21 protein-coding genes are annotated in these 23391 nt (G+C 63.4%); 5 read left to right on the top strand and 16 right to left on the bottom strand.

Features of this window, described 5'->3' with window-relative positions:
- The 11 genes from pcaC to pcaR form a co-directional block, all read right to left on the bottom strand.
- The coding region (gene pcaC / locus J4E58_RS27840; protein WP_207255343.1) for a 4-carboxymuconolactone decarboxylase at positions 1-375 on the bottom strand (375 nt) is incomplete at its 3' end.
- Between the two features lie 10 nt (positions 376-385).
- The gene (gene pcaD / locus J4E58_RS27835) at positions 386-1186 is read right to left on the bottom strand and encodes a 3-oxoadipate enol-lactonase (RefSeq protein WP_087089199.1); all 801 of its coding nucleotides are present in this window, start codon (positions 1184-1186) and stop codon (positions 386-388) included.
- A gap of 11 nt (positions 1187-1197) precedes the next feature.
- Complete coding sequence (locus J4E58_RS27830; protein WP_087089200.1) at positions 1198-2562, bottom strand: 3-carboxy-cis,cis-muconate cycloisomerase; 1365 nt, start codon at positions 2560-2562, stop codon at positions 1198-1200.
- Positions 2563-2609: 47 nt separating this feature from the next.
- The gene (locus J4E58_RS27825) at positions 2610-3905 is read right to left on the bottom strand and encodes an MFS family transporter (RefSeq protein ID WP_009042502.1); all 1296 of its coding nucleotides are present in this window, start codon (positions 3903-3905) and stop codon (positions 2610-2612) included.
- A gap of 199 nt (positions 3906-4104) precedes the next feature.
- Positions 4105-4671, bottom strand: a complete 567-nt coding sequence (gene pcaG, locus J4E58_RS27820) for a protocatechuate 3,4-dioxygenase subunit alpha (protein WP_087089202.1) — start codon at positions 4669-4671, stop codon at positions 4105-4107.
- 1 nt (position 4672) lies between these two features.
- A complete protein-coding gene (gene pcaH / locus J4E58_RS27815; RefSeq protein WP_087089205.1) occupies positions 4673-5377 on the bottom strand; it encodes a protocatechuate 3,4-dioxygenase subunit beta in 705 nt (234 codons plus the stop codon).
- 29 nt (positions 5378-5406) lie between these two features.
- Positions 5407-6612 (bottom strand): 3-oxoadipyl-CoA thiolase, encoded by a 1206-nt coding sequence (pcaF, locus tag J4E58_RS27810; protein WP_172963054.1) that lies wholly within the window; start codon positions 6610-6612, stop codon positions 5407-5409.
- Positions 6609-7391, bottom strand: coding sequence for a CoA-transferase subunit beta (locus J4E58_RS27805; RefSeq protein WP_172833204.1), 783 nt, complete (start codon positions 7389-7391; stop codon positions 6609-6611). The genes pcaF and J4E58_RS27805 overlap by 4 nt, the downstream gene beginning before the upstream one ends.
- A complete protein-coding gene (locus J4E58_RS27800; RefSeq protein WP_009042497.1) occupies positions 7388-8245 on the bottom strand; it encodes a CoA transferase subunit A in 858 nt (285 codons plus the stop codon). The genes J4E58_RS27805 and J4E58_RS27800 overlap by 4 nt, the downstream gene beginning before the upstream one ends.
- Before the next feature lie 298 nt (positions 8246-8543).
- The gene (locus tag J4E58_RS27795; RefSeq protein WP_087089210.1) at positions 8544-9890 is read right to left on the bottom strand and encodes an MFS transporter; all 1347 of its coding nucleotides are present in this window, start codon (positions 9888-9890) and stop codon (positions 8544-8546) included.
- 310 nt (positions 9891-10200) lie between these two features.
- Entirely contained in the window at positions 10201-11043 is an 843-nt protein-coding gene (pcaR, locus tag J4E58_RS27790) for a pca regulon transcriptional regulator PcaR (RefSeq protein ID WP_007926599.1), read from the bottom strand.
- 633 nt (positions 11044-11676) lie between these two features.
- On the opposite strand from pcaR, the gene J4E58_RS27785 reads away from it, so the two are divergent.
- On the top strand, positions 11677-11877 hold the full coding sequence (locus tag J4E58_RS27785; protein ID WP_009042495.1) for a hypothetical protein: 201 nt from the start codon (positions 11677-11679) through the stop codon (positions 11875-11877).
- Positions 11878-12230: 353 nt separating this feature from the next.
- Entirely contained in the window at positions 12231-13706 is a 1476-nt protein-coding gene (locus J4E58_RS27780; RefSeq protein WP_007926602.1) for an inorganic phosphate transporter, read from the top strand.
- 269 nt (positions 13707-13975) lie between these two features.
- Here the strand turns inward: J4E58_RS27780 and ccoM are convergent, their stop codons facing one another.
- The 3 genes from ccoM to J4E58_RS27770 form a co-directional block, all read right to left on the bottom strand.
- Positions 13976-14092, bottom strand: a complete 117-nt coding sequence (gene ccoM, locus J4E58_RS32130; RefSeq protein WP_007926603.1) for a cytochrome c oxidase subunit CcoM — start codon at positions 14090-14092, stop codon at positions 13976-13978.
- A 145-nt stretch (positions 14093-14237) separates the two neighbouring features.
- Positions 14238-14396: a hypothetical protein gene (locus tag J4E58_RS27775; protein ID WP_023968072.1), complete on the bottom strand. Its 159-nt coding sequence runs from the start codon at positions 14394-14396 to the stop codon at positions 14238-14240.
- A 227-nt stretch (positions 14397-14623) separates the two neighbouring features.
- The gene (locus J4E58_RS27770; protein ID WP_007926605.1) at positions 14624-14971 is read right to left on the bottom strand and encodes a hypothetical protein; all 348 of its coding nucleotides are present in this window, start codon (positions 14969-14971) and stop codon (positions 14624-14626) included.
- A 219-nt stretch (positions 14972-15190) separates the two neighbouring features.
- Between J4E58_RS27770 and rapA the strand changes: the two genes are divergently transcribed.
- Positions 15191-18037: an RNA polymerase-associated protein RapA gene (gene rapA / locus J4E58_RS27765; RefSeq protein ID WP_007926606.1), complete on the top strand. Its 2847-nt coding sequence runs from the start codon at positions 15191-15193 to the stop codon at positions 18035-18037.
- 75 nt (positions 18038-18112) lie between these two features.
- Here rapA and J4E58_RS27760 read toward each other — a convergent pair whose 3' ends face one another.
- The gene (locus tag J4E58_RS27760) at positions 18113-19459 is read right to left on the bottom strand and encodes an MFS transporter (RefSeq protein ID WP_087089212.1); all 1347 of its coding nucleotides are present in this window, start codon (positions 19457-19459) and stop codon (positions 18113-18115) included.
- Positions 19460-19797: 338 nt separating this feature from the next.
- Between J4E58_RS27760 and J4E58_RS27755 the strand changes: the two genes are divergently transcribed.
- Both J4E58_RS27755 and J4E58_RS27750 read left to right on the top strand, forming a co-directional pair.
- Positions 19798-20157: a YkgJ family cysteine cluster protein gene (locus J4E58_RS27755; RefSeq protein ID WP_007926609.1), complete on the top strand. Its 360-nt coding sequence runs from the start codon at positions 19798-19800 to the stop codon at positions 20155-20157.
- Positions 20158-20300: 143 nt separating this feature from the next.
- Positions 20301-22589: a bifunctional diguanylate cyclase/phosphodiesterase gene (locus J4E58_RS27750; protein WP_087089216.1), complete on the top strand. Its 2289-nt coding sequence runs from the start codon at positions 20301-20303 to the stop codon at positions 22587-22589.
- Here J4E58_RS27750 and J4E58_RS27745 read toward each other — a convergent pair.
- Positions 22480-23376 (bottom strand): NAD(P)-dependent oxidoreductase, encoded by an 897-nt coding sequence (locus tag J4E58_RS27745; protein ID WP_087089218.1) that lies wholly within the window; start codon positions 23374-23376, stop codon positions 22480-22482. The genes J4E58_RS27750 and J4E58_RS27745 overlap by 110 nt on opposite strands.
- Between the last annotated feature and the right edge of the window lie 15 nt (positions 23377-23391).

Raw genomic sequence — 23391 nt, 5'->3', positions numbered from 1 at the left:
GCCCAGTTCGTCCCACACCGACTCGGCGAGGTGGAAGGTCGCGTTGGCCGCCGGAATGCCGCAGTAGATCGCGCTCTGCATGATCACTTCCTTGATCTCGGCGCGGCTCACGCCGTTGTTGGCGGCGGCGCGCAGGTGCAGCTTGAGCTCTTCGTTGCGGTTCATGCCGATCAGCATGGCGATGGTGATCAGGCTGCGGGTATGGCGTGGCAGGCCCGGACGCGTCCAGATATCGCCCCAGGCGTGCCGGGTGATCATTTCCTGGAACTCCGAGTTGAACTCGGTCAGGGTGCTCAGGCTGCGATCGACATGGGCATCGCCCAGCACCGCGCGACGCACTTGCATGCCTTCGGCGTAACGTTGTTTCTCGTCCACGGGGGGCTCCTTAAATACGCTGGTCGGCCAGCAAAAATGCCACGACCCGCTCGCTGAACGCAGCGCCAGCCTGGACGTTGGACAGGTGCGCCGCATGGAACTCGGCATATTCGGCGCCGCGCACGCGCTCCTGGATGAAATGCCCGCCCGAGGGCGGCGTGACCGCGTCTTCAGTGCCGGACACCACCAGGGTCGGCGCCTCGATCGCCGACAATTGATCACGGAAATCCGCATCGCGCACCGCCGCGCAGTTGGCGGCATAACCCTCGGGCGAGGTGGCCGCCAGCATGTCGGTGATCAGCTTGGCCTGGTCCGGGTGCGCCGCGGCGAAGTCCGGGGTGAACCAGCGGGCGATCGAGGCGTCGCGCAATGCGACCATGGCCGCCTGGCCGTCGCGCAGCACGGTTTCGATGCGTGGATTCCATACCGATGGGTCGCCGATCTTCGCCGCGGTGTTGCATACCACCAGCTTGTTCAGGCGCTCGCCGGCATTGATGCCCAGCCACTGGCCGATCAACCCGCCCATGGACAGGCCGCAGAAATGCGCGCGCTGGATATGCAGGGCGTCCAGTAGCGCCAGCACATCGTGCCCCAACTGCTCGATGCTGTAGGGGCCTTCGGTGACCAGGGATTTGCCGTGGCCACGGGTGTCGAAACGCAGCACCCGGAAGTGCTTGGTAAAGGCCGGAATCTGGATGTCCCACATGTGCAGGTCGGTACCCAGGGAGTTGGACAGGACCAGCACCGGCGCATCGGCCGGGCCGTCCAGTTGGTAATGCAGTTCGCCATCGGCGAGTTGTACGAATCCCACGGCAGTCTCCTTCAGGCGTTCAAGGCTAAATGTTCGGCCACGGCGCGCTCGACCCAGGCGTGTGCCTGACCGAGGTAATGCGCCGGGTCCAGCAGGCGATCCAGTTCCGCCGCCGACAGCTCGGCGGTCACTTGCGGCTCATCCCCCAGCACCGCGCGCAGATGCCGCTGTTCGGCCACTGCGCGCTTGCAGCATTGCTCCAGCAGATGGTGCGCGGTCTCGCGGCCCAGGCGCTGGGCCAGAGCGATGCTCACGGCTTCCGCCAGCACCAGCCCCTGGGTCAGGTCGAGGTTCCTGGCCATACGCGCGGCGTCGACTTCCAGCCCATCGGCCACCAGCAGCGCCTGTTGCAAGGCGCCGGACACCAGGCAGCAGATCTCCGGCAGGGTTTCCCATTCGGCGTGCCACAGGCCCAGGCTGCGTTCGTGCTCCTGGGGCATGGCGCTGAACATCGTCGCCAGCAGCCCGGGAACCCGGGTCGCCGCGCCGATCAACACCGCCGCGCCCACCGGGTTGCGCTTGTGCGGCATGGTCGAGGAACCGCCCTTGCCCGGCGCCGACGGCTCGAAGACTTCCGCCGCCTCGGTCTGCATCAGCAGGCTGATGTCACGGCCGAGCTTGCCGAGGCTGCCGGCGATCAGGCCGAGCACCGAAGCGAACTCCACCAGCCGGTCGCGCTGGGTATGCCAGGGCTGTTCCGGCAAGCTCAGTTGCAACTCCTCGGCCAGGGCCTGGGCAATCGGCAGGGCCTGCTCGCCCAGGGCCGCGAGGGTGCCGGAGGCCCCGCCGAACTGCAGCACCAGCAGGCGTGGCTTGAGCTGCGCCAGACGCTCGCGGCTGCGGGTCAACGCCCCCAGCCAGCCGGCGATCTTCATACCGAGGGTGACCGGCGTGGCATGTTGCAGCCAGGTGCGGCCGGCCATGGGCGTGTCGGCATAGCGCTGGGCCTGGGCGGCCAGGATGCCGCCCAGGCGCGCCAGGTCATTGTCGATCAAGCTCAGCGCCTGCCGCACTTGCAGGACCAGCCCACTGTCCATCACATCCTGGCTGGTGGCGCCCAGGTGCACATAACGCTCGGCGCTGGCGTCGCTCTTGGCGATCTGTTTGCCCAGGGCCTTGACCAGTGGAATCGCCGAGTTGCCCGCCGTGGCGATGGCCTGGCCCAAGGCGGAAAAATCATAGAGCCCGGCCCGGCAGGCCGCCTCGATCGGCGCCACCGCAGCGGCCGGGATCACCCCGACCCGGGCCTCGGCCCGGGCCAGCGCGGCCTCGAAGTCGAGCATGGCCTGGACCCGCCCCTGGTCGCAGAACACCGCGCGCATATCGCGGGTGGTGAAGTAGGCATCGAACAGTTGGTTGCTCGCCGGTGTGCTCATAAACAATCCTTTGGGGCGTGCGTCCGCGACGGACGCACGCGGACAGGTCACAGATCGTGGTGCAGGTACGCCGCCTGTTTCGGCAGGCGCAGGCTGAACAGGAAGGCAATCGCCATCATCGCCGTCACGTACCAGTAGAAGGTGTTTTCCATGCCCAGGGATTTCAGGCCCAGGGCCACGTATTCCGCCGAACCGCCAAACAGCGCATTGGCCACCGCATAGGCCAGGCCGACCCCCAGCGCCCGCACTTGCGGCGGGAACATCTCGGCCTTTACCAGGCCGCTGATGGAGGTGTAGAAACTGACGATCGCCAGGGCCAGGGTGATCAGCACGAAGGCCAGGAACGGGCTGGTGATGGTTTTCAGGGTCAGCAGGATAGGCACGGTGCACAGCGTGCCCAGCGCGCCGAACCAGAGCATCGAGTTACGCCGACCGATCTTGTCCGCCAGCATGCCGAACAGCGGCTGCATGCACATGTACAGGAACAGCGCGCCGGTCATGATGTAGCTGGCGGTCTTGGCATGCATGCCGGCGGTGTTCACCAGGTATTTCTGCATATAGGTGGTGAAGGTGTAGAAAATCAGCGAGCCGCCGGCGGTGTAGCCAAGCACGGTGACAAAGGCCTTCGAGTGATGCTTGAACAGCGCGGCCACGCTGCCGGCGTCCTTGTCTTCACGCATTTCCTTGCTGGTGGTTTCTTTCAGCGAGCGCCGCAGCAGCAGGGAGATCAGGGCAGCGATGGCGCCGATCACGAACGGAATCCGCCAGCCCCAGGCCTTGAGTTCCGCCTCGTCGAGAAACTGTTGCAGGATCACCACCACCAGCACCGCCAGCAATTGCCCGCCGATCAGGGTCACGTACTGGAAGGACGCGAAGAACCCGCGCTGGCCCTTGAGCGCGACTTCGCTCATGTAGGTCGCGGTGGTGCCATATTCACCGCCCACCGACAGGCCCTGGAACAGCCGCGCCATCAACAGCAACGCCGGCGCCCAGGCGCCGATGCTGGCGTAGGTCGGCAGGAAGGCGATGACCAAGGAGCCGGCGCACATCATCAGCACCGAAATCATCATGGAATTCTTGCGCCCGTGCTTGTCGGCCACCCGGCCGAACAGCCAGCCGCCGATAGGACGCATCAGGAACCCGGCGGCGAACACGCCGGCGGTATTGAGCAGTTGCACCGTGGGGTCGTCGGAGGGGAAAAACGCCGGGGCGAAATAGATCGCGCAGAAGGCGTAGACGTAGAAGTCGAACCATTCGACCAGATTGCCGGAGGAAGCGCCGACGATCGCGAAGATCCTCTTGCTGCGCTCCTCGGTCGTGTAGTGACTGGTTAACGTTGTCATGGCTTTTCACTCTTTGGGGACGTGGTGAGTCTAGACATACTTTGTAACAGTCCCGTTCCGCAAGACGACCTTGGAGGTGTCGGCCTATTCGGCCTTATCGCGAGCAAGCTCGCTCCTACAGGATATGGGTCGGTCACGATGCCGTGATTCAACTGCGGTCATGTAGGAGCGAGCTTGCTCGCGATCCCCCCAGGCACACTCAATAATCGAAGAACACCGTTTCCGCGTCGGTACCCTTCAGGATCACGTTCCACTGGTAGTGGCCCGGTGCATCCGCCTTGGCCAGCAAGGTGACGCGACGCTCTTCAGGCACGCAGGCCAGCAGCGGGTCGGTGGCGTTGGCCGGCTCGCCGTCGAAGTAGATACGGGTCAGCAGGTGCTTGACCAGGCCTCGGGCAAATACCAGTACCACCAGGTGCGGCGCCTGGGTCGAGCCTTTCAGGCCAGGTACGGTACCCGGCTTGATGGTGGTGAAGCGGAAACGCCCTTCTCCATCCACCGGCACCCGGCCGAAGCCCTGGAAGTTCGGGTCCAGGGCCTTGGCCTGATCGTCTTCCGGGTGGTCGTACTTGCCGAGCGCGTTGGCCTGCCAGATTTCCAGCATGGCGTCGTTGACGAAATCGCCGTTGCCGTCCACCACCTGGCCGCTGATTGCCACCCGCTCGCCGAGGGTCTCGGCCCGGGTCAGGTCTTCGCGGTTCAGCCAGGTCAGGCCGATGTGGTAGTACGGGCCGACGGTGTGGGATGTGGTCGCAGTCAGCGTCATCTTATTTCTCCATCGGCGTGGCATCGCGGCCGCGCAAGACGATGTCCCAACGGTAGCCGAGGGCGTAGGACGGAATGGTTTTCTCCAGGTCGAAGCTGGCGATCAGGCGTTCCTTGGCGCGGGTGTCCGGCACGCAGTTGTAGATCGGGTCGTAGGCCAGCAGCGGGTCGCCGGGGAAGTACATCTGGGTCACCAGGCGCGTGAGAATGCTCGGGCCGAACAGCGAGAAGTGGATATGCGCCGGACGCCAGGCGTTGTGGTGGTTACCCCAGGGGTAGGCACCGGGCTTGATGGTCTGGAACTGGTACCAGCCATCGACATCGGTGACGGTACGCCCGGTGCCGGTGAAATTCGGGTCCAGCGGTGCGTCATGCAGGTCGCGGTCGTGGTTGTAGCGACCGGCGGCGTTGGCCTGCCAGATCTCCACCAGGATCCCCGGCACCGGCAGGCCGTTCTCGTCCAGCACCCGGCCGTGAATGATGATGCGCTCGCCCTGGGGCTCGCCGGCATGCTGGGCAGTCAGGTCGTTGTCCTTGTCCTGCAGGTAATCGGCGCCGATGGTCGGGCCGGTGATTTCCGACAGCGAATGGGGCAGGAACACCAGCGGCTTGGACGGCGAGCGGGTGTTGGTGGATTTGTAGGCCGGGTGCAGGTAATCAGGCTGAGTACCTGGTTGCGGGCGCCGGTAACCGGGCTTGTCGGTCATGCTCGTTCCTCGTTCTTATAAGAAGCGCGTCAGACGCGCTCGATGGCCAGTGCCAGGCCCTGGCCGACACCCACGCACATGGTCGCCAGGCCTTTTTGGCCACCGGTCTTTTCCAGGTGGTGCAGCGCGGTCAATACCAGGCGCGCGCCGCTCATGCCCAGCGGATGGCCGAGGGCGATGGCGCCGCCGTTGGGGTTGACCTGTGGCGCGTCGTCCGCCAGGCCCAGTTCGCGCAATACTGCCAGGCCCTGGCTGGCGAAGGCTTCGTTGAGTTCGATCACATCGAAATCGCTGACCGCCACGCCCAGGCGCTCGGTCAACTTGCGCACCGCCGGCACCGGGCCGATGCCCATCACCCGTGGCGCCACGCCGGCGCTGGCCATGCCCAGCACCCGGGCACGGGCGGTCAGGCCGTGCTTTTTCACCGCCTCGGCCGACGCCAGGATCAGCGCCGCCGCCCCGTCGTTGACGCCCGAGGCGTTGCCGGCGGTGACGGTCTTGTCCGGGCCGTTGACCGGCTTGAGTTTGCTCAGGGTTTCCAGCGAGGTATCGGCCCGCGGGTGCTCGTCCTGCTCGATAACGGTCTCGCCCTTCTTGTGGACGATACGCACCGGGACGATTTCCTCGGCGAAGAACCCGGCGGCCTGCGCCGCGGCGGTGCGCTGCTGGCTGCGCAGGGCGAACGCATCCTGGTCGGCACGCGACACCTGATAATCGTCGGCGACGTTGTCGGCGGTCTGCGGCATCGCATCCACGCCGTACTGAGCCTTCATCAGCGGGTTGATGAAGCGCCAGCCGATGGTGGTGTCTTCCAGCTTCATGTTGCGCGAAAAGGCGGTGTCGGCCTTGCCCATGACAAAGGGCGCGCGGGACATCGACTCGACGCCGCCGGCGATGGCCAGCTCCATCTCACCACTGGCGATGGCGCGGAAGGCGGTGCCGATGGCATCCATGCCCGAAGCGCACAGGCGGTTGAGGGTCACGCCCGGAATGGTTTCCGGCAGCCCGGCCAGCAGCAGCGCCATGCGCGCCACGTTTCGATTGTCTTCGCCGGCCTGGTTGGCGCAGCCGAGGAACACCTCGTCCACCGCGCTCCAGTCCACCGACGGGTTGCGCTCGATCAGCGCCTTGATCGGCGCGGCGGCCAGATCGTCGGCCCGCACCGTCGACAAACCGCCACCAAAGCGGCCGATGGGGGTACGAATGGCGTCACAGATAAACACTTCGCGCATCAGGCTTCTCCCGGGGTTTGGCCATGGGCCGCGGCGGTGCGGGCTTCCAGGTCACGCAGGGCGGTCAGTTCGATCTCGGTCGGGGCGGCGGTTTCCGCCACCTGGTCGGCGAAACGGATCGCCCAGCCGGTGGCGGCGACCACCTGCTCGCGGGTCACGCCCGGGTGCAGCGAGGTCACCACGAATTCATGGGTGCCGGCTTCCGGCTCCATGATGCACAGGTCGGTGATGATCCCCACCGGCCCGGCCCCTGGCAGGCCCAGGCGCTTGCGCGAGTCGCCGCCTTCGCCGTGACCGACCGAGGTGATGAAGTCGAGTTTGTCGACAAAGGAACGCGACGACTGCTTGAGGATGATCAGCACGCTCTTGGCCGAACCGGCGATCTCCGGCGCACCGCCGGCGCCCGGCAGGCGGACTTTCGGCTGGTGGTAGTCGCCGACCACCGTGGTGTTGATGTTGCCGAAACGGTCGACCTGGGCGGCGCCGAGGAAACCGACGTCGATCCGCCCGCCTTGCAGCCAGTAGCGGAAGATCTCGCCGGTCGGCACCACGGTGTCCGCGGTCTCGGCCAGCTCGCCGTCACCGATGGACAGCGGCAGTACGCTGGGCTTGGCGCCGATCGGGCCGGATTCGTAGATCAGCACCACGTCCGGCGACGAGGTCAGGCGCGCCAGGTTGGCGGCCTTGGACGGCAGGCCGATCCCGACAAAACACACCGAGCCGTTCTGCAGGCGGCGGGCGGCGGCAACGGTCATCATTTCATTGGTGGAGTAAGTCATTATTTGGCCCCCGTTGCTGCGGCCAGCTTGGCCTGGAATTCGCTGAAGTCAGCACTGCCGCGGATGTATTCGTTGATCCAGGCGGTGAAGGTTTCACGGTCGCGGGCGATCGGGTCCCAGGCCTGGTAGAAGATGTTGTCGCGCTCGGTATAGCCGTGGGCGTAGGACGGATGGGCGCCGCCCGGCACATGGCAGACCGCGCTCAGGGCCCAGGTCGGCAGCACGCAGGCATTCATCGGGGCGTTCAGGTCGTCGACGATTTCTTCCACGGTGACGATGCAGCGCTTGGCGGCCAGGGCGGCTTCCTTCTGTACGCCAAGAATGCCCCACAACAGCACGTTGCCCTTGCGGTCGGCTTTCTGCGCATGGATCACGGTGACGTCAGGACGTACCGATGGCACCGCCGCCAGCACTTCACCGGTGAATGGGCAGGTCACGCTCTTGATCAGCGGGTTGACCTTCGGCAGGTCGGAACCGGCATAAGCGCGCAAGACCGCGAATGGCAGGCCCGAGGCGCCCGCCACGTAGGCATTGGCCAGGTCGGCGTGGCTGTGTTCTTCGATTTCCAGGGGGTGCGGCCATTGCTTCTCGACCGCATCCCGCAGGCGATGCAGGGAGCCGACGCCCGGGTTGCCGCCCCAGGAGAAAATCAGCTTGCGGGCACAACCGGCACCGATCAACTGGTCGTAGATCAGGTCAGGGGTCATCCGTACCAGGGTCAGGTCTTTTTTGCCCTGGCGAATGATTTCATGACCCGCGGCCGTGGGGATCAGGTGGGTGAAGCCTTCGAGCGCGACGGTATCGCCGTCATTGACGAACTGCTTCACCGCGTCGTGCAGCGAAAGGATTTCAGCCATGGGGGATCTCCCGATTGTTATTGAGCGACTGGAAGAAAAAGGCGCCGAAGGATGCGCCGGAGTGACTGAAGATTAAGCCGAGGGAAAAACCCAAACAATCCGATAATCGACTGAGCGTTCGTTTATCGAACAGATTGTTGTCTGACTATCGATTGTGCTATGGCCGCTGCCGCAGGCTGCGATCGAGCGGAACGGTCGCGAAGATCTCAGGATCGCTGAAGGCCTTCGGCCTTATCGCAGCCTGCGGCAGCGGCTACAGGTATTCAGCGCTCCCTTGAGGAGCGCCTTGCTGATTCGATCAGGTCGCATCCGCATGGCTGACCATGCCCTTGATCACCACCGCCGTAGTCGCCAGTGCGGCCGGGATCACCAGCGCGGTCAGCACTTGCTCGAAATTCCAGCCCAGCCCCAGCAGCGTGGCGCCCATCCAGGCCCCGAGGATCGCCCCGAAGCGACCGATGCCGAGCATCCACGACACGCCGGTGGCGCGGCCCTGGGTCGGATAGAAACGCGCGGCCAAGGATGGCATCGCCGATTGCGCGCCGTTGACGCACATGCCGGCGATCAGCACCAGGGTCGCCAGCAAGGTGATGTTGCCCAGGCTTTGCCCGACCGCGTAGGCGAAGACCCCGGCCAGCAGGTAGAAGGTGCCGATGACCTTGTGCGGGTTGAAGCGGTCCATGGCCCAGCCCACCGCCACGGCGCTGAGTACCCCGCCGAACTGGAACAGCGCACCGATAAAAGCCGCCTGCTCCATGCTCGCGCCGCTGTCGCGCATCAGGGTCGGCAGCCAGCTGGTCAGCAGGTATACGATCACCAGCCCCATGAAATAGGTCAGCCACAACAGCAAGGTACCGACGCTGTAGGTCCCGGAAAAAATCACCGCGAACACATTGCGCGCCTTCACCGTCTTCTGCTCCGGCACGCTGAAGCTCGCGACCTGGCCGACCGTGCCCGGCTCGATCGGCGCCAGGGCCTTGCGCACCTTGTCGGTGCCACGATTGCGCACCACCAGGTAACGCGCCGACTCCGGCAGCCAGACCAGCAGCACCACTGCCAGGATCAACGGCAAAATCCCGCCGATCAGCAACAGGCTGTGCCAGCCGAACGCCGGGATCAGCTTGGCAGAAATGAAACCGCCGCCGGCCATGCCCAGGTTGAAACCACAGAACATGCTGGTCACCAGCAACGACTTGTGGCGCTCGGGGGTGTATTCGGAAAGCAGCGTGGTGGCATTCGGCATGCCGGCGCCCAACCCCAGGCCGGTAAGGAAACGCAGCACCAGCAACTGGTCGACATTGCTGCTATAGGCCGACGCCAGGCTGAAGGCACCGAACAACAGCACCGCCCCCACCAGCACCACTTTGCGCCCGAAGCGGTCAGCCAGAGGGCCGGAGCCCAGCGCCCCGAAAACCATGCCGATCAGCGCGGCACTCATCACCGGGCCGAGGCTGGCGCGGTCGATGCCCCAATCCTGGGACAGCGCCGGCGCAATGAAACCCATGGCCGCGGTATCGAGGCCATCGAGGAAGACAATCAGGAAACACAGGATCACCACCCGCCACTGATAGCGCGACAGCGGCTGGGCATTGATAAAGGACTGCACATCGAGGCAGTTCCCTACAGCGGATTGAGGCTGGTTCATTATTTTTATTCCACGCGAAAAACGCAGGCGCACAGGTGCCAGCCAGAGCTGGTCGGTTCAGATCGAAAAGGGTCTTGCGGGATCAGGCCGTCGGCAGGCGAAGGCACGATAGAGGAGCGCGGCTGGGCGCGCGGGCGATGCTCATGGGGAGTTGGCCTCTTCATTATTATGGGGGCGTCACGCGGCCATTGCAGAGGCAGTGCTCCAGTGGCCGGATGACGCTGCCGCGACATTAATGAGGCAAGGGAAAGAGCGTCAATTCAGCAAGCGCGTATCTGTGCGTTTATCGAACAGCTTAAGCAGACAGCCCTCAAGCGAACAATTGGGCGCTGAGGTCGCGACTGGCGCTGAGCAGGCCCGGCAAGAAGCGCTGCTCCAGTTCCGCGCGGCTAACGCGACCGGCATGGGTACTGACGTTGAGCGCGGCCAGTACCTGGCCCGAAGCGTCGTACACCGGTACGGCGATCGAGCGCAGGCCTTGTTCCAGTTCCTGATCGACGATGCACCAGCCCTGCTGCCGGACCTGTTGCAGGCATTCGAGCAGCGCCTGCGGCGTGTGCAGGGTACGGCTGGTCTTGGCTTGCAGGTCGGCATGGTCGAGGTATTCGCGCAACGAGGCGTCATCCAGCGCCGCCAGCAGGATCCGCCCCATGGATGTGCAGTAGGCCGGCAGGCGCCCACCCACCGAGAGATCGACCGAGATCAGGCGCTGGGTGGTGGCCGAACGGGCGATGTACAGAATGTCGTCGCCTTCCAGGGTGGCCATGTTGCAGGCTTCGTGCAGTTGCTCGCTCATGCGGTCCAGGTAAGGCTGGGCCGATACCGCCAGCGGTGTGGAAGACAGATAGGCATGCCCCAGCGTCAGCACCTTGGGCAGCAACGAATAGGTGCGGCCATCGGTGGTGGCGTAACCGAGCTTGATCAAGGTATGCAGGCAGCGGCGCACGGCGGCACGGGGAATCTCCGTACGGTGGCTGATCTGGGCGATGGTCAGATGGCGCTTGCGCTCCTGAAAGGCCTGGACCACCGCCAGGCCGCGAGCCAGAGAGGTCATGAAATCCGGATCACCCGTCAGCGCCTGAATCCGCTTGGCCGGCGAAGCGACAATCGGCGGCGCGGCGGAAGCGAAGGAATTACGCAATTGATCGTTCATTTCAGGTTCTCTGCGACGGAAGTCCGGCTTATTACAAGCCGTACTGGAGAGGATGCACAAGCCTGCACGGCCAACATTGGGCGATTATCGAACCATCGACCGATAATCGCAATCCATTGCGATAAATGCCTGCCAGGCGATGTGCCGCTTTTTCGTCGCCAATAAAACTCTCATTTCTTCCGCATTAGTCCAGGCAACTTGTCAGGCCTTGTTACAGAACTGCTCTCGTCATCCGGATTAAAACTTTCGTGTAACAAAACCCTGATATCAAGTTGATGATTTTTAACTTATTGCCGATAGAGTTATTCATGGCCGCCGCTATAATGAGCAAAGTGATCACCGGCGCTTTTCTGCGTCCGGCAGCATCATCAGGCTGCGTAGAGTAAATGACGCCTCCTGCAGCAAGCGCTTGACGCTCATCTCAATATGCCCGGCCAATGCGTTTGCAAAAAAGTAACTGTTGCTACGACAGCTGTTCTTGTCCGGTGGCGTGGCCGCATGCAACAAGAAGCGGTTTGGCGAGCCCCATCGCAATCCTGGCTCCTTTAATCGAGTCGAGTACGAGGCGGTTTGATAAACCCGATCTAGGCAATGCGTATCATCGGGATAATCTCAACTCAGTTAGGTAACACTGTGACGAAAGACGAACTGCGCGCGGAACTTGAGCGCCAGGAACAACGTTACAAGGAAGTTTACGGAGGCGAAGTCACCACCTACGCCGCCCAGCCTGAACCGGAACGCAAACCCTGGCGCAAGCGCGCCAGCGTTCTCGACCAGGCCTTCACCCAAGAACTGCAAAAGATGGAAAAAGAGCTCAAGGCAGACCAGCCGTGACGCTGTTCGCCTGAAACTTTCGCACGGCTCAATGCCCTTGCAGATAAAGGTCGATCGCAAGGTCGGCCTGGCATCCGCCGTGTTGCAGCGAATGGCCCCAAAGGGCTCAAAAAGTGTCATGGCACTGAAATTTCATACAAGCGTTTGAGACGTTTGGCTCAGCGTTGTGCTCCTGACCTTGAGGATGAGCCCCAGTAAAATCAATGGCTTGCCCATGCCCCGAAAAAAGGCATGGCCATTGGCCTGCCTCCGGCTTTTTCGTTGAAGAATGTTACCAACCAGCACCTAGTGCATCGATTACCAGGGTTTTCTGGCATAATCGCGCCCCCTTATGACCGGGTCAGAAAACCTTCATGATCGATTTATTCAGCGGACTGGATGCTTGGGTGCTTGTGAGCCTCTTGCTCGCCCTGGCTTTTGTCCTCGCCTACGAGTTCATCAACGGCTTTCATGACACCGCAAATGCGGTTGCCACTGTTATCTACACCAAAGCCATGCCGCCGCACCTGGCCGTATTCTTTTCCGGTGTATTCAATTTCCTCGGCGTGCTGCTGGGCGGTGTCGGCGTGGCCTATGCCATCGTCCATCTGCTGCCGGTCGAGCTGCTGATCAATGTCAACACCGGCCACGGCCTGGCCATGGTCTTCTCGTTGCTGGCCGCGGCCATCACCTGGAACCTGGGCACCTGGTACTTCGGTATTCCCGCCTCCAGCTCCCACACCCTGATCGGTTCGATCCTCGGTGTCGGTCTGGCCAATGCCCTGCTCAACGATATCCCGCTGGGCGATGGCGTGAACTGGCAGAAAGCGATCGACATCGGTGCTTCCCTGGTGTTCTCGCCCATGGCCGGCTTCCTGATTGCCGCCCTGGTGCTGATCGGCCTGAAGTGGTGGCGCCCGATCTCGAAGATGCACAAGACCCCGGAACAACGCCGCAAGGTCGACGACAAGAAACACCCGCCCTTCTGGAATCGCCTGGTGCTGGTGATCTCGGCCATGGCCGTGAGCTTCGTGCACGGTTCCAACGACGGCCAGAAAGGCATCGGCCTGATCATGCTGGTACTGATCGGTATCGTGCCCGCGCAGTTCGTGCTCGACCTGAACAGCACCACCTATCAGATCGAGCGTACCCGCGACGCCACCCTGCACCTGAGCCAGTTCTATCAGCGTAACGAGGACTCCCTGGGCGAGTTCCTGGCCCTGGGCAAAAGCGTGAAAGACGACCTGCCAGGCAAGTTCCGCTGCAACCCGCAGCAGACCGAACCGACCATCGCCGCGCTGCTGGGCACCCTCAAGGGTGTCGCCGACTATCATTCGCTGCCGGCCGAAAGCCGTATCGAAGTGCGTCGCTACCTGCTCTGCCTGGATGACACCGCGAAGAAAGTCGGCAAGCTGCCGCACCTCGCGGCCCGTGAAAAGGCTGACCTGGACAAGTTGCGCAAAGACCTGACCGCCACCACCGAGTACGCACCGTTCTGGGTGATCCTGGCCGTGGCCCTGGCCCTTGGCCTGGGGACCATGATCGGCTGGAAACGTGTGGTACAGACCATCGGCGAGAAGATCGGCAAGCAAGGCATGACCTATGCCCAGGGCATGTCGGCGCAGATCACCGCCGCCGGCCTGATCGGCATGGCCAATATCTTCAGCCTGCCGGTATCGACCACCCATGTGCTGTCTTCGGGCGTGGCGGGAACCATGGTCGCCAACAAAAGCGGCCTGCAAAGCGGCACCATACGCACCATCCTGCTGGCCTGGGTGCTGACCCTGCCGGCAACCGTGGCGCTGTCGGCCGGTCTGTTCTGGCTGGCCTCGAAAGCCCTCGGGACCTGATTCGCTCGGTCCGCGACAAAAAAGGTGCGCCCCTCGGGCCGCACCTTTTTTTGTGCCTGAAATAAATGATCGACTTCTGTAGGAGCGAAGCTTGCTCGCGATGGGCTGCAAGGCAGCCTTGAAACCTGATTCCGCGTTCTACCTGGAGACCTGTATCGCGCAAACGGACGCCATCGTGGGCAAGAGCCTCGCTCCGACAAAACACACAGGCAAAAAAAAGGGCAACCGAAGTTGCCCAAAATGCCTTGCGTGCTCGTTACCGGAAAGACTTAAGGTTTTTTGCGTTTATGCGCATCTTTCCAGATGAAAAATCCAAACCCGGCGAAAAACAGAACCATGAGGCCGACAGTCAGCACTCCGGCGATCACCACATTGTCGAAAAACATGACTGGCCTCCTGCTCTTGCCCTGTTGCGATGGGGCTAAGTTAACCAAAGAGGCGGCGGGGAAAATTGACCGGGGTCAATGGTCGACCCAGACAGGACGACAGGGAGGGGAAATAACTGACTTACATCAACAGATCGCGCCCGGTTCAGCGCTTTTTCGGCTTTTTCGGTTTCTTCTTCGGCTTGCCCAAAGGCATTGCCTGCTCGAATGCCTGACGCACTTCGTTCAGGCGCTTTTCCTTCAAGTCATGCACACGCTTGGCACGTTCGGCGTTCAGGTCGATCAGGTTGTCGTCTTGGCTCATGGCGTTGGCTTGCATCGTTCAGGTCTATGTCGACCGGAGCCTCTATATAGCGATAGCGCGGCTGCGGCCCTTGCGGGTTTGCCAATAATGCGGCGTGACGCGGCGCCTGACCAGTGATCGGCGGATATTGAGCGCAATTAAAGGGGGGCCGCCGTTTGGCCAGCATCGCGCGAATTGCACCCTGTGATCCCTTGCGCGCCACTGTTGCAGGCATTAAAGGACAGCATCTAGACCTCGACGTCGACCCACAGCCCCTGGCGTGGCGCGTCCTCGATCAGCGGCGCCACCGGCACGGTGTTGTCGGCATTCAACTCGTCCCCGGGCACGGCCAGGTGCAGTTCGGGATCGTCCGCAGCCTCGGCTTCGCGCTGGCGTTTGTGCCTTTGCTGCTGGCGCTGCTGTTCTTCGCGCAGCAGCAGCGCCGACTGTTCGGCATCACGCTTGTGCAGGTCGATGGTGCTTTCGTTGGAACTCTGTTGCACCGGTACCACCGGCGGGATATCCGGGCGCGGCCGGATCGGATCCTGCTGGGAGGTCACGGGCACGGCACTCAAGGGCAACATCGGGGGCAGCATATTATTGGTCTCCTGTCGGCAGGCTGTCGGCTGCTGCGGGGGCGACTTGAGCCATCGGTCGCAAACTTGTGACCCAGTCGTCACCCGATAGTGCCCCGAGCCCCGACAAATGCGCCCGATACGCTACCTTCCAGCGTAGTTGTTTTTGTTAGAGTCCTTTGGCCTGAGGCCGCCGATCCGTTAACATAGTCGGCTTTTTCAAGGCGGGAGTCAGGCAGCATGGCGCAGCAGTATCAACCGGGGCAACGCTGGATTAGTGACAGCGAAGCCGAGCTAGGTCTAGGCACCGTTCTGGCACAGGACGGCCGCTTGCTGACCGTGCTCTATCCGGCCACTGGCGACACTCGCCAGTATGCGCTACGGAATGCGCCCCTCACTCGCGTGAGGTTTTCCCCGGGTGACACCATCACCCACTTCGAAGGCTGGAAAATGACCGTGCGCGAAGTCGATGACGTCGACGGCCTGCTGGTCTACCACGGCCTCAACGGGCAGAACGAAGTCGTCACCCTGCCGGAAACCCAACTCTCGAACTTCATCCAGTTCCGCCTGGCCAGCGACCGTCTGTTCGCCGGGCAGATCGACCCGCTGGCCTGGTTCTCCCTGCGCTACCACACCCTGGAACACACCAGCCGCCAGCTGCAATCGTCGCTGTGGGGCCTGGGTGGCGTACGTGCCCAGCCGATCGCCCACCAGTTGCACATTGCCCGTGAAGTCGCCGACCGTATCGCGCCGCGGGTTCTGCTGGCGGACGAAGTGGGCCTGGGCAAGACCATCGAAGCCGGCCTGGTGATCCACCGCCAGCTGCTGTCGGGCCGCGCCAGCCGCGTGCTGATCCTGGTCCCGGAGAACCTGCAGCACCAGTGGCTGGTGGAAATGCGCCGGCGCTTCAACCTGCAGGTTGCGCTGTTCGACGAAGAACGCTTTATCGAAAGCGATGCCGCCAACCCCTTCGAAGACACCCAGCTCGCCCTGGTGGCCCTGGAATGGCTGGTGGACGACGAGAAGGCCCAGGACGCGCTGTTCGCCGCCGGCTGGGACCTGATGGTGGTCGACGAAGCGCACCACCTGGTGTGGCACGAAGACCAGGTCAGCCCGGAATACGCGCTGGTGGAACAGCTGGCCGAGGTGATCCCCGGTGTCCTGCTGCTCACCGCCACCCCGGAACAACTGGGCCAGGACAGCCACTTCGCCCGTCTGCGCCTGCTCGACCCGAACCGCTTCCACGACCTGGCCGCCTTCCGCGCCGAGAGCGAAAACTATCGCCCGGTGGCCGAAGCCGTGCAGGAGTTGCTGGATAAAGGACGCCTGTCGCCAGAAGCGCACAAGACCATCCACAGTTTCCTCGGCAACGAAGGCGAAGCCCTGCTCGCCGCCGTCAACGACGGCGACACTGAAGCCAGCGCGCGCCTGGTGCGCGAGTTGCTGGACCGCCACGGCACCGGCCGCGTGCTGTTCCGCAACACCCGCGCCGCGGTGCAAGGCTTCCCCGAACGCAAGCTGCACCCGTACCCGCTGCCATGCCCGGACGAGTACCTGGAACTGCCGCTGGGCGAGCACGCCGAGCTGTACCCGGAAGTCAGCTTCCAGGCCCAGCCGGACGCCAGCGAAGAAGAACGCTGGTGGAAGTTCGACCCACGCGTCGAGTGGCTGATCGACCAGCTGAAAATGCTCAAGCGCACCAAGGTCCTGGTGATCTGCGCCCACGCCGAAACCGCCATGGACCTGGAAGACGCCCTGCGCGTGCGCTCCGGTATCCCGGCCACGGTATTCCACGAAGGCATGAACATCCTCGAGCGCGACCGCGCCGCCGCCTACTTCGCCGACGAAGAGTTCGGCGCCCAGGTGCTGATCTGCTCGGAAATCGGCAGTGAAGGTCGCAACTTCCAGTTCGCCCACCATCTGGTGCTGTTCGATCTGCCGTCGCACCCGGACCTGCTGGAGCAGCGGATCGGCCGTCTTGACCGGATCGGCCAGAAACACGTGATCGAGCTGCATGTGCCGTACCTGGAAACCAGCCCGCAAGAGCGCCTGTTCCAGTGGTACCACGAAGCGCTGAACGCCTTCCTCAATACCTGCCCGACCGGCAACGCCCTGCAGCATCAGTTCGGCCCGCGCCTGCTGCCGCTGCTGGAAGAAGCCGACGACGGCGAGTGGCAAGCGCTGATCGACGAGGCGCGCACCGAGCGCGAGCGCCTGGAAGCCGAGCTGCACACCGGCCGCGACCGTCTGCTGGAGCTCAACTCCGGCGGCGCCGGCGAAGGCGATGCACTGGTGGAAGCGATCCTCGAGCAGGACGACCAGTTCGCCCTGCCGATCTACATGGAAACCCTGTTCGACGCCTTCGGCATCGACAGCGAAGACCATTCGGACAACGCGCTGATCCTCAAGCCGAGCGAAAAAATGCTCGACGCCAGCTTCCCGCTGGGCGACGACGAAGGCGTGACCATCACCTACGACCGCAACCAGGCGCTGTCTCGCGAAGACATGCAGTTCATCACCTGGGAGCACCCGATGGTGCAAGGCGGCATGGACCTGGTGCTGTCCGGTTCCATGGGCAACACCGCCGTGGCGCTGATCAAGAACAAGGCGCTGAAACCCGGCACCGTGTTGCTGGAACTGCTGTACGTCAGTGAAGTGGTGGCACCGCGCTCGCTGCAGCTGGGCCGCTACCTGCCACCGGCCGCCCTGCGCTGCCTGCTGGACGCCAACGGCAACGACCTGTCGGCGCGCGTCGCCTTCGAGACCCTCAACGACCAGCTGGAAAGCGTGCCACGGGCCAGCGCCAACAAGTTCATCCAGGCCCAGCGCGACCAGCTGACGCCGAAGATCAACGCCGGCGAAGCGAAGATCGCCCCGCGTCACGCCGAGCGCGTGGCCGAGGCGCAACGGCGCCTGGCCGCCGACACCGACGAAGAACTGGCGCGCCTGACCGCGTTGCAGGCGGTCAACCCGACCGTGCGCGACAGCGAACTGGTGGCCCTGCGCCAACAACGCGAACAAGGCCTGGCGATGCTTGAGAAAGCCGCGCTGCGCCTGGAAGCGATCCGGGTATTGGTGGCGGGCTGATCCCCCTGCTCTGCCAGTAAATGAAAAGGCCCGCACAATGCGGGCCTTTTTTATCTGCTTCTGTAGAAGCACTGTTCAAGCCGCCACCGCCGCCCCCGCCGGCTCGCCCGGTACCAACCCGTCCTTCATCCGCTGCGCATCGCGCACGAAGCAGCGCGAGGCCAGGAACAGGAACAGCATGGTCAACAGCAACGCCACCGGGATCAGGTACATGGCGTCATGCAGGCCGACTGCCTTGAACGCCTCGGTCATCTGCCCGGCTCCGGCGGCGTACATCGCCGCATGGGCGAAGTGATCGGACAGCGCCCCCACTACCACCGGCCCCAGGCCTCCGCCCAGCAGATACAGGCCGGCGAAGAACAGCGCCATGGCCGTGGCCCGCAGACGTGGTTCGACCACATCCTGGATCGCCGTGTAAACACAGGTATAGAAGTTGTAGGCGAACAGCCAGCCGACACTGAACACCGCGACGAACACCCCGATCTCGATGCGCCCGGCATGCAGGGCCCAGGCGGTGCACAGGGTCGAGATCAACATGCTGAAGGCGGCGAATAGCAACCGGCCATTGGCGACACGCTGGTGAATCTTGTCGGCGACCCAGCCGCCCAGGGTCAGGCCGAACAGGCCGGTCACCCCGACTATCACCCCGGTCGCTACCGCGGCTTCCTGCAAGGGCATCAGGAAGTAACGCTGCAGCATCGGCACCAGGAACGAGTTGCAGGCGTAGGAGGCGAAGTTGAAGGTCAGCCCGGCCAGCACCAGCCAGAGAAAGGTCGGAATCGCCAACACCCGGCGGATCGGCCGGTCGACGCGCTCCTGGGAGACCTTGACGGCTTCCGCCGCCCCACGCTTGGGCTCCTTGATAAAGAACATGAACACCGCCAGCAACAGCCCCGGCACCGCGGCGATAAAGAACGGCGCGCGCCAGCTGTCGAAGGCCTTGACCATGGCGCCGATGGTGAAGAACGCCAACAACAGGCCCAGCGGCAGGCCAAGCATGAAGATGCCCATGGCCCGGGCCCGGCGATGGGCCGGGAACAGGTCGCCGATCAGCGAGTTGGCCGCCGGCGCGTAGCTGGCTTCGCCGATGCCAACGCCCATGCGCACGAGCAGGAAACTCCAGAAACTGCCCACCAGGCCGTTGACCGCGGTCAGCCCGCTCCACACTGCCAGGCCCCAGCCCATGAGTTTGCTGCGCGAGCCGGTATCGGCCATGCGCCCCAGGGGCAGGCCGGCAATGGCGTAGACGATGGTGAAGGCGGTGCCGATGATGCCGATCTGGAAGTCGCTCAGGTGCCACTCCATACGGATCGGCTCGATGATGATGGCCGGAATGGTGCGATCGAAGAAGTTGAACAGGTTAGCCAGGAACAACAGGAACAGAATGCGCCAGGCATTCGCCGCTTGGGTCGAGTTCTGCATGGGTCGGTCTCTTTATTGTTATTCGGCCAGACGCAACCGAGCCTGGAAGTTGCAATCTAGTCAGCCCCGCCGCGCTTGTCTGTAATGATTCGTAAGGCTGATACCAGGCAATCCGAAGCACAGGTCGTCAACCGCGCTCGACGGCCGCCCGAACAACGCCATCGCCCCCCGCCGAAACCGCCGCAAGTCCCCGGATACCGGGGCTAAAGCTCGATTTTTCAAGGGCTTGCGCAGGGCCTGAAAAATACCTCGCGCGCCCCCTTCCCAAGGCCGTTGCGAAGCCTAGAATAGCGGCCTTGCTGCCCCCCTCATCAACCTCCTCCCCTTTGAATACGCCCATGTCCGAAGCCAGTCCGTGTCTGAATTGCGGTGCCTGCTGTTCACACTTTCGTGTGTCTTTTTTCTGGGGTGAATGCGCCTCTTCCGGCGGTACGGTCCCCGACGATCTGGTGGCGTCCATCAGCCCCAGCCGGGTCGCCATGCTCGGTACCGATTGCAAGCCGACCCGCTGCACTGCGCTGACCGGTGAGGTCGGCAAGGAAGTCAGCTGTTCGATCTATCACCAGCGTTCCAGCACCTGCCGCGAGTTCGAGGCGTCCTGGGAAAATGGCCAACAGAACGTCGATTGCGACGCCGCGCGCGCGGCATTCGGGCTCGCGCCCCTGGAGCCGACGCTGTACTTCGAACAGAGCGCTTAGCTCGATTGGCTATGGGCTGAATTCCAAAATCATTTAAGTCAATCTGCCACCATCGCTTCCGGCCTTGCCTCGGCTTCCTATACTCAGTCCCATTGGTCAGCCATCAGGGCTGGCCCTGGATGACTCAAGAAACGGGGCCTGCGATGGAATGGCTTGGTCTGCATTTTTTTACCGAGCTCCCCGAAGGCGGGCAGGTATTACTCACCTGCAGCCACAACCCCGTGCTGGTGATCCTCGCCTATCTGGTGGCCTGCGCTGGCAGCTTCGCCACCCTGGATATGGCCGAACGGGTGCGCCACGTCGACCTGGCAGCCGCCCAGCAACGCTGGCGCTGGATCGGCGCCTTCTGTCTGGCCGGCGGCATCTGGGCCATGCATTTCATTGGCATGCTGGCACTGCAAATCCCCATCGAAACCCATTACGACCTGCCGATGACCCTGCTGTCGCTGCTGATCGCGGTGATTGCATCCTGGCTGGCGATGAAGACCCTCAGCCATACCCGGCTGCAACTGTGGCGCTACCTGCTGGCGTCGATCTGGATCGGCCTGGGCATCTGCGTCATGCATTATGTCGGCATGGCGGCCATGCGCTCACAAGCCACGGCCTACTACCAACCCGACCTCTTCGGCCTGTCGATTGCCATCGCCATCAGCGCGAGCCTGGTCGCCTTGCTGCTGTCCCGCTACCTGAGCAATGGCAGCGGCGTGCTCCACCAGTTGCTCAAATACGCGGCCAGCCTGCTGCTGGGGGGCGGCATAGTCGCCATGCATTTCACCGGCATGTGGGCGCTGAAACTGGTGATGCCAGTGGCGGGCACGCCTTCGATAGCGGTGGACGACAACCCCTTGCAACTGGGCCTGACCATCGCCGTCATCGCCCTGTTGATCATTGGCAGCAGCATCAGCGCGGCCCTGGCGGACAAGAAACTCCAACACAAGGAACAGGACCTGCGCCGGGTCAACACCCTGTTGAGCCAACTGGACCAGGCTCGGGTGGCGTTGCAACAGGTGGCGCATTACGACGCCCTGACCAACCTGATCAATCGTCGTGGCTTCAATCAGCTGTTCGCCGAAAAGCTCATCGAAAAGACCGTGCAGGGCGGCATGCTGGCGGTGATGTTCCTCGACATCGATCACTTCAAGCGGATCAACGACAGCCTCGGCCACGATGCCGGCGACCAACTGTTGAAGGTGATTGCCGGCCATATCAAAAGCTCCACCCGCAGCCATGAAGACGTGGTGGCGCGTTTCGGTGGAGACGAGTTCTGCATCCTCATGAGCTTGAGCCACCGCGACGAAGCCCAGCACATGGCGCAACGCATCATGAGCAAGATGAAGGAGCCCATCGAGCTGGCAGGACGGCGCATGGTGATGACCACCAGTATCGGCATCAGCGTCTTTCCCGACGATGGCGAAACCTGCGAAGAACTGCTCAAGCATGCCGACCTGGCGCTCTATCAATCCAAGGGCAGCGGTCGCAACAGCCTGCATTTCTTCAGCACCAACCTGAAAACCCGGGCGAGCCTGGAACTGCAACTGGAGGAAGAGTTGCGCAACGCCCTGCGCCACGAAGCCGGATTGACCCTGTATTACCAACCCATCTACGACCTGGGCAGCCGCAAGGTCAGCAAGCTCGAAGCGCTGGTACGATGGCGGCATCCGTTGCACGGGCTGCTGGCCCCGGATCGTTTCATCGGGATCGCCGAAGCCAACGGGTTGATTGCCGAACTGGACAACTGGGTCCTGCGCAAGGCCTGCGAGGACCTGGCCGCCCTGTCCCGCCATGGCTTTGCCGAGATGAAAATCGCGGTGAACTGTTCGGCCCTGAACCTGGCGCGGGAGGAGTTGGCCGAGGAGATCGCCAACACCCTGAGCAACGCCGGTGTCGCGCCCCAGCGCCTGGAACTGGAAGTCACGGAAAACGCCCTGATGGGTAACATCGACAGCACCGTGGCCCTGTTGCGGCAGATCCGCAATCTTGGGGTGTCGCTGTCGATCGACGACTTCGGCACGGGTTATTCGTCCCTCGCCTACCTCAAGCGCCTGCCGCTCAACACCCTGAAGATCGACCGCTCGTTCATCCAGGACGTGCCCCAGTCGACCCAGGACAAGGAAATCGTCCAGGCGATTATCGTCATGGCCCATACCCTGCACCTGCAGGTGGTGACCGAAGGCGTCGAGAGCCTGCAGCAGTACGAGTTCCTCGCCCAATACGGCTGCGACTTCATCCAGGGTTACCTGCTCAGCCGGGCGCTACCCTTGGAAGAGTTGCCCGGGGTGATCGACGAGATCGAGCAGCGCATGCTGCCCGCCGTCGCCGCGGTCAGCCCTCTGACGCCGGTTCGCGATACAGGCGGATCAGGGTCGCGGGATCCTGCTCCAGATAGCCCTGGCCGCCATGCAGGCGCATCAGTTGTGCAGCCAATCCGCTGATCGGCGTGGCCGAGCCCTGCTCGCGGGAGAACTTCACCGCCCCGTCCAGATCCTTGAGCAGGGTGCGCACATGCCATTTGATCGGTTCGAAGCGGCTTTCGGCCATCTGCGGGGCGAGAATCTGCAACGGCCTGGAATCGGCGAAACCACCGGCCAACGCCTCGGCCAGCAATGACGCATCGACCCCGGAACGCTCGGCCAGCGCCACCACTTCGGCGATCACCAGGGCATTGCAGGCGACGATCATCTGGTTGCAAGCCTTGGTCACCTGGCCGGCGCCGACGCCGCCCATATGAGTCACCCGTTGCCCCAGATTGAGCAGGACCGGGCGCACCCGTTCGATATCCGCCGCCTCGCCGCCGACCATGATTGCCAGGCTGCCGGCCTCGGCACCGGGCGTGCCGCCGGACACCGGGGCATCGACCCAGCCCATGCCGGTGCTGCTGGCCAGTTGCGCGGCCATTTCCCGGGTGGCGGTCGGCTCCAGGCTGGAAAGGTCCACCAGCAGTTGGCCGGCCCGGGCTCCCTGGGCGATACCCTCGGCACCGAACACCACCTCGCGCACCACCTCGGTATTGGCCAGGCACAGCAGCACCAGGTCCGCTGCCTCGCATAGCCGGGCCGGGGTCTGCGCCAGTCGCGCGCCCGCCTCCAGCAGCGGCGCGCATTTTTCCCGGTTGCGATTCCACACCACCAGGGGATAACCCGCCGCCAGCAGACGGCGACACATGGGCAAGCCCATCAGGCCAATACCGGCGAACCCTAGGGTGGGTAACGTTGCCATCATCTTGCCTCCTTTTGA

Origin of the sequence: Pseudomonas sp. FW305-25 (assembly GCF_017351415.1) — a bacterium.
In the GTDB taxonomy this organism is placed as follows: domain Bacteria; phylum Pseudomonadota; class Gammaproteobacteria; order Pseudomonadales; family Pseudomonadaceae; genus Aquipseudomonas; species Aquipseudomonas chlororaphis.
Note: the sequence above shows the minus strand (reverse complement) of the source record. Positions and strands in the feature narration are given on the sequence as shown.

What these genes read in the sequence shown, in the direction of transcription:
- J4E58_RS27830 (WP_087089200.1), bottom strand. Translation starts at nt 2,562, where the DNA reads ATGAGCACACCGGCGAGCAACCAACTGTTCGATGCCTACTTCACCACC.
- J4E58_RS27825 (WP_009042502.1), bottom strand. Translation starts at nt 3,905, where the DNA reads ATGACAACGTTAACCAGTCACTACACGACCGAGGAGCGCAGCAAGAGG.
- pcaG (WP_087089202.1), bottom strand. Translation starts at nt 4,671, where the DNA reads ATGACGCTGACTGCGACCACATCCCACACCGTCGGCCCGTACTACCAC.
- pcaH (WP_087089205.1), bottom strand. Translation starts at nt 5,377, where the DNA reads ATGACCGACAAGCCCGGTTACCGGCGCCCGCAACCAGGTACTCAGCCT.
- J4E58_RS27800 (WP_009042497.1), bottom strand. Translation starts at nt 8,245, where the DNA reads ATGGCTGAAATCCTTTCGCTGCACGACGCGGTGAAGCAGTTCGTCAAT.
- J4E58_RS27795 (WP_087089210.1), bottom strand. Translation starts at nt 9,890, where the DNA reads ATGAACCAGCCTCAATCCGCTGTAGGGAACTGCCTCGATGTGCAGTCC.
- pcaR (WP_007926599.1), bottom strand. Translation starts at nt 11,043, where the DNA reads ATGAACGATCAATTGCGTAATTCCTTCGCTTCCGCCGCGCCGCCGATT.
- J4E58_RS27780 (WP_007926602.1), top strand. Translation starts at nt 12,231, where the DNA reads ATGATCGATTTATTCAGCGGACTGGATGCTTGGGTGCTTGTGAGCCTC.
- ccoM (WP_007926603.1), bottom strand. Translation starts at nt 14,092, where the DNA reads ATGTTTTTCGACAATGTGGTGATCGCCGGAGTGCTGACTGTCGGCCTC.
- J4E58_RS27775 (WP_023968072.1), bottom strand. Translation starts at nt 14,396, where the DNA reads ATGAGCCAAGACGACAACCTGATCGACCTGAACGCCGAACGTGCCAAG.
- J4E58_RS27770 (WP_007926605.1), bottom strand. Translation starts at nt 14,971, where the DNA reads ATGCTGCCCCCGATGTTGCCCTTGAGTGCCGTGCCCGTGACCTCCCAG.
- rapA (WP_007926606.1), top strand. Translation starts at nt 15,191, where the DNA reads ATGGCGCAGCAGTATCAACCGGGGCAACGCTGGATTAGTGACAGCGAA.
- J4E58_RS27760 (WP_087089212.1), bottom strand. Translation starts at nt 19,459, where the DNA reads ATGCAGAACTCGACCCAAGCGGCGAATGCCTGGCGCATTCTGTTCCTG.
- J4E58_RS27755 (WP_007926609.1), top strand. Translation starts at nt 19,798, where the DNA reads ATGTCCGAAGCCAGTCCGTGTCTGAATTGCGGTGCCTGCTGTTCACAC.
- J4E58_RS27750 (WP_087089216.1), top strand. Translation starts at nt 20,301, where the DNA reads ATGGAATGGCTTGGTCTGCATTTTTTTACCGAGCTCCCCGAAGGCGGG.
- J4E58_RS27745 (WP_087089218.1), bottom strand. Translation starts at nt 23,376, where the DNA reads ATGATGGCAACGTTACCCACCCTAGGGTTCGCCGGTATTGGCCTGATG.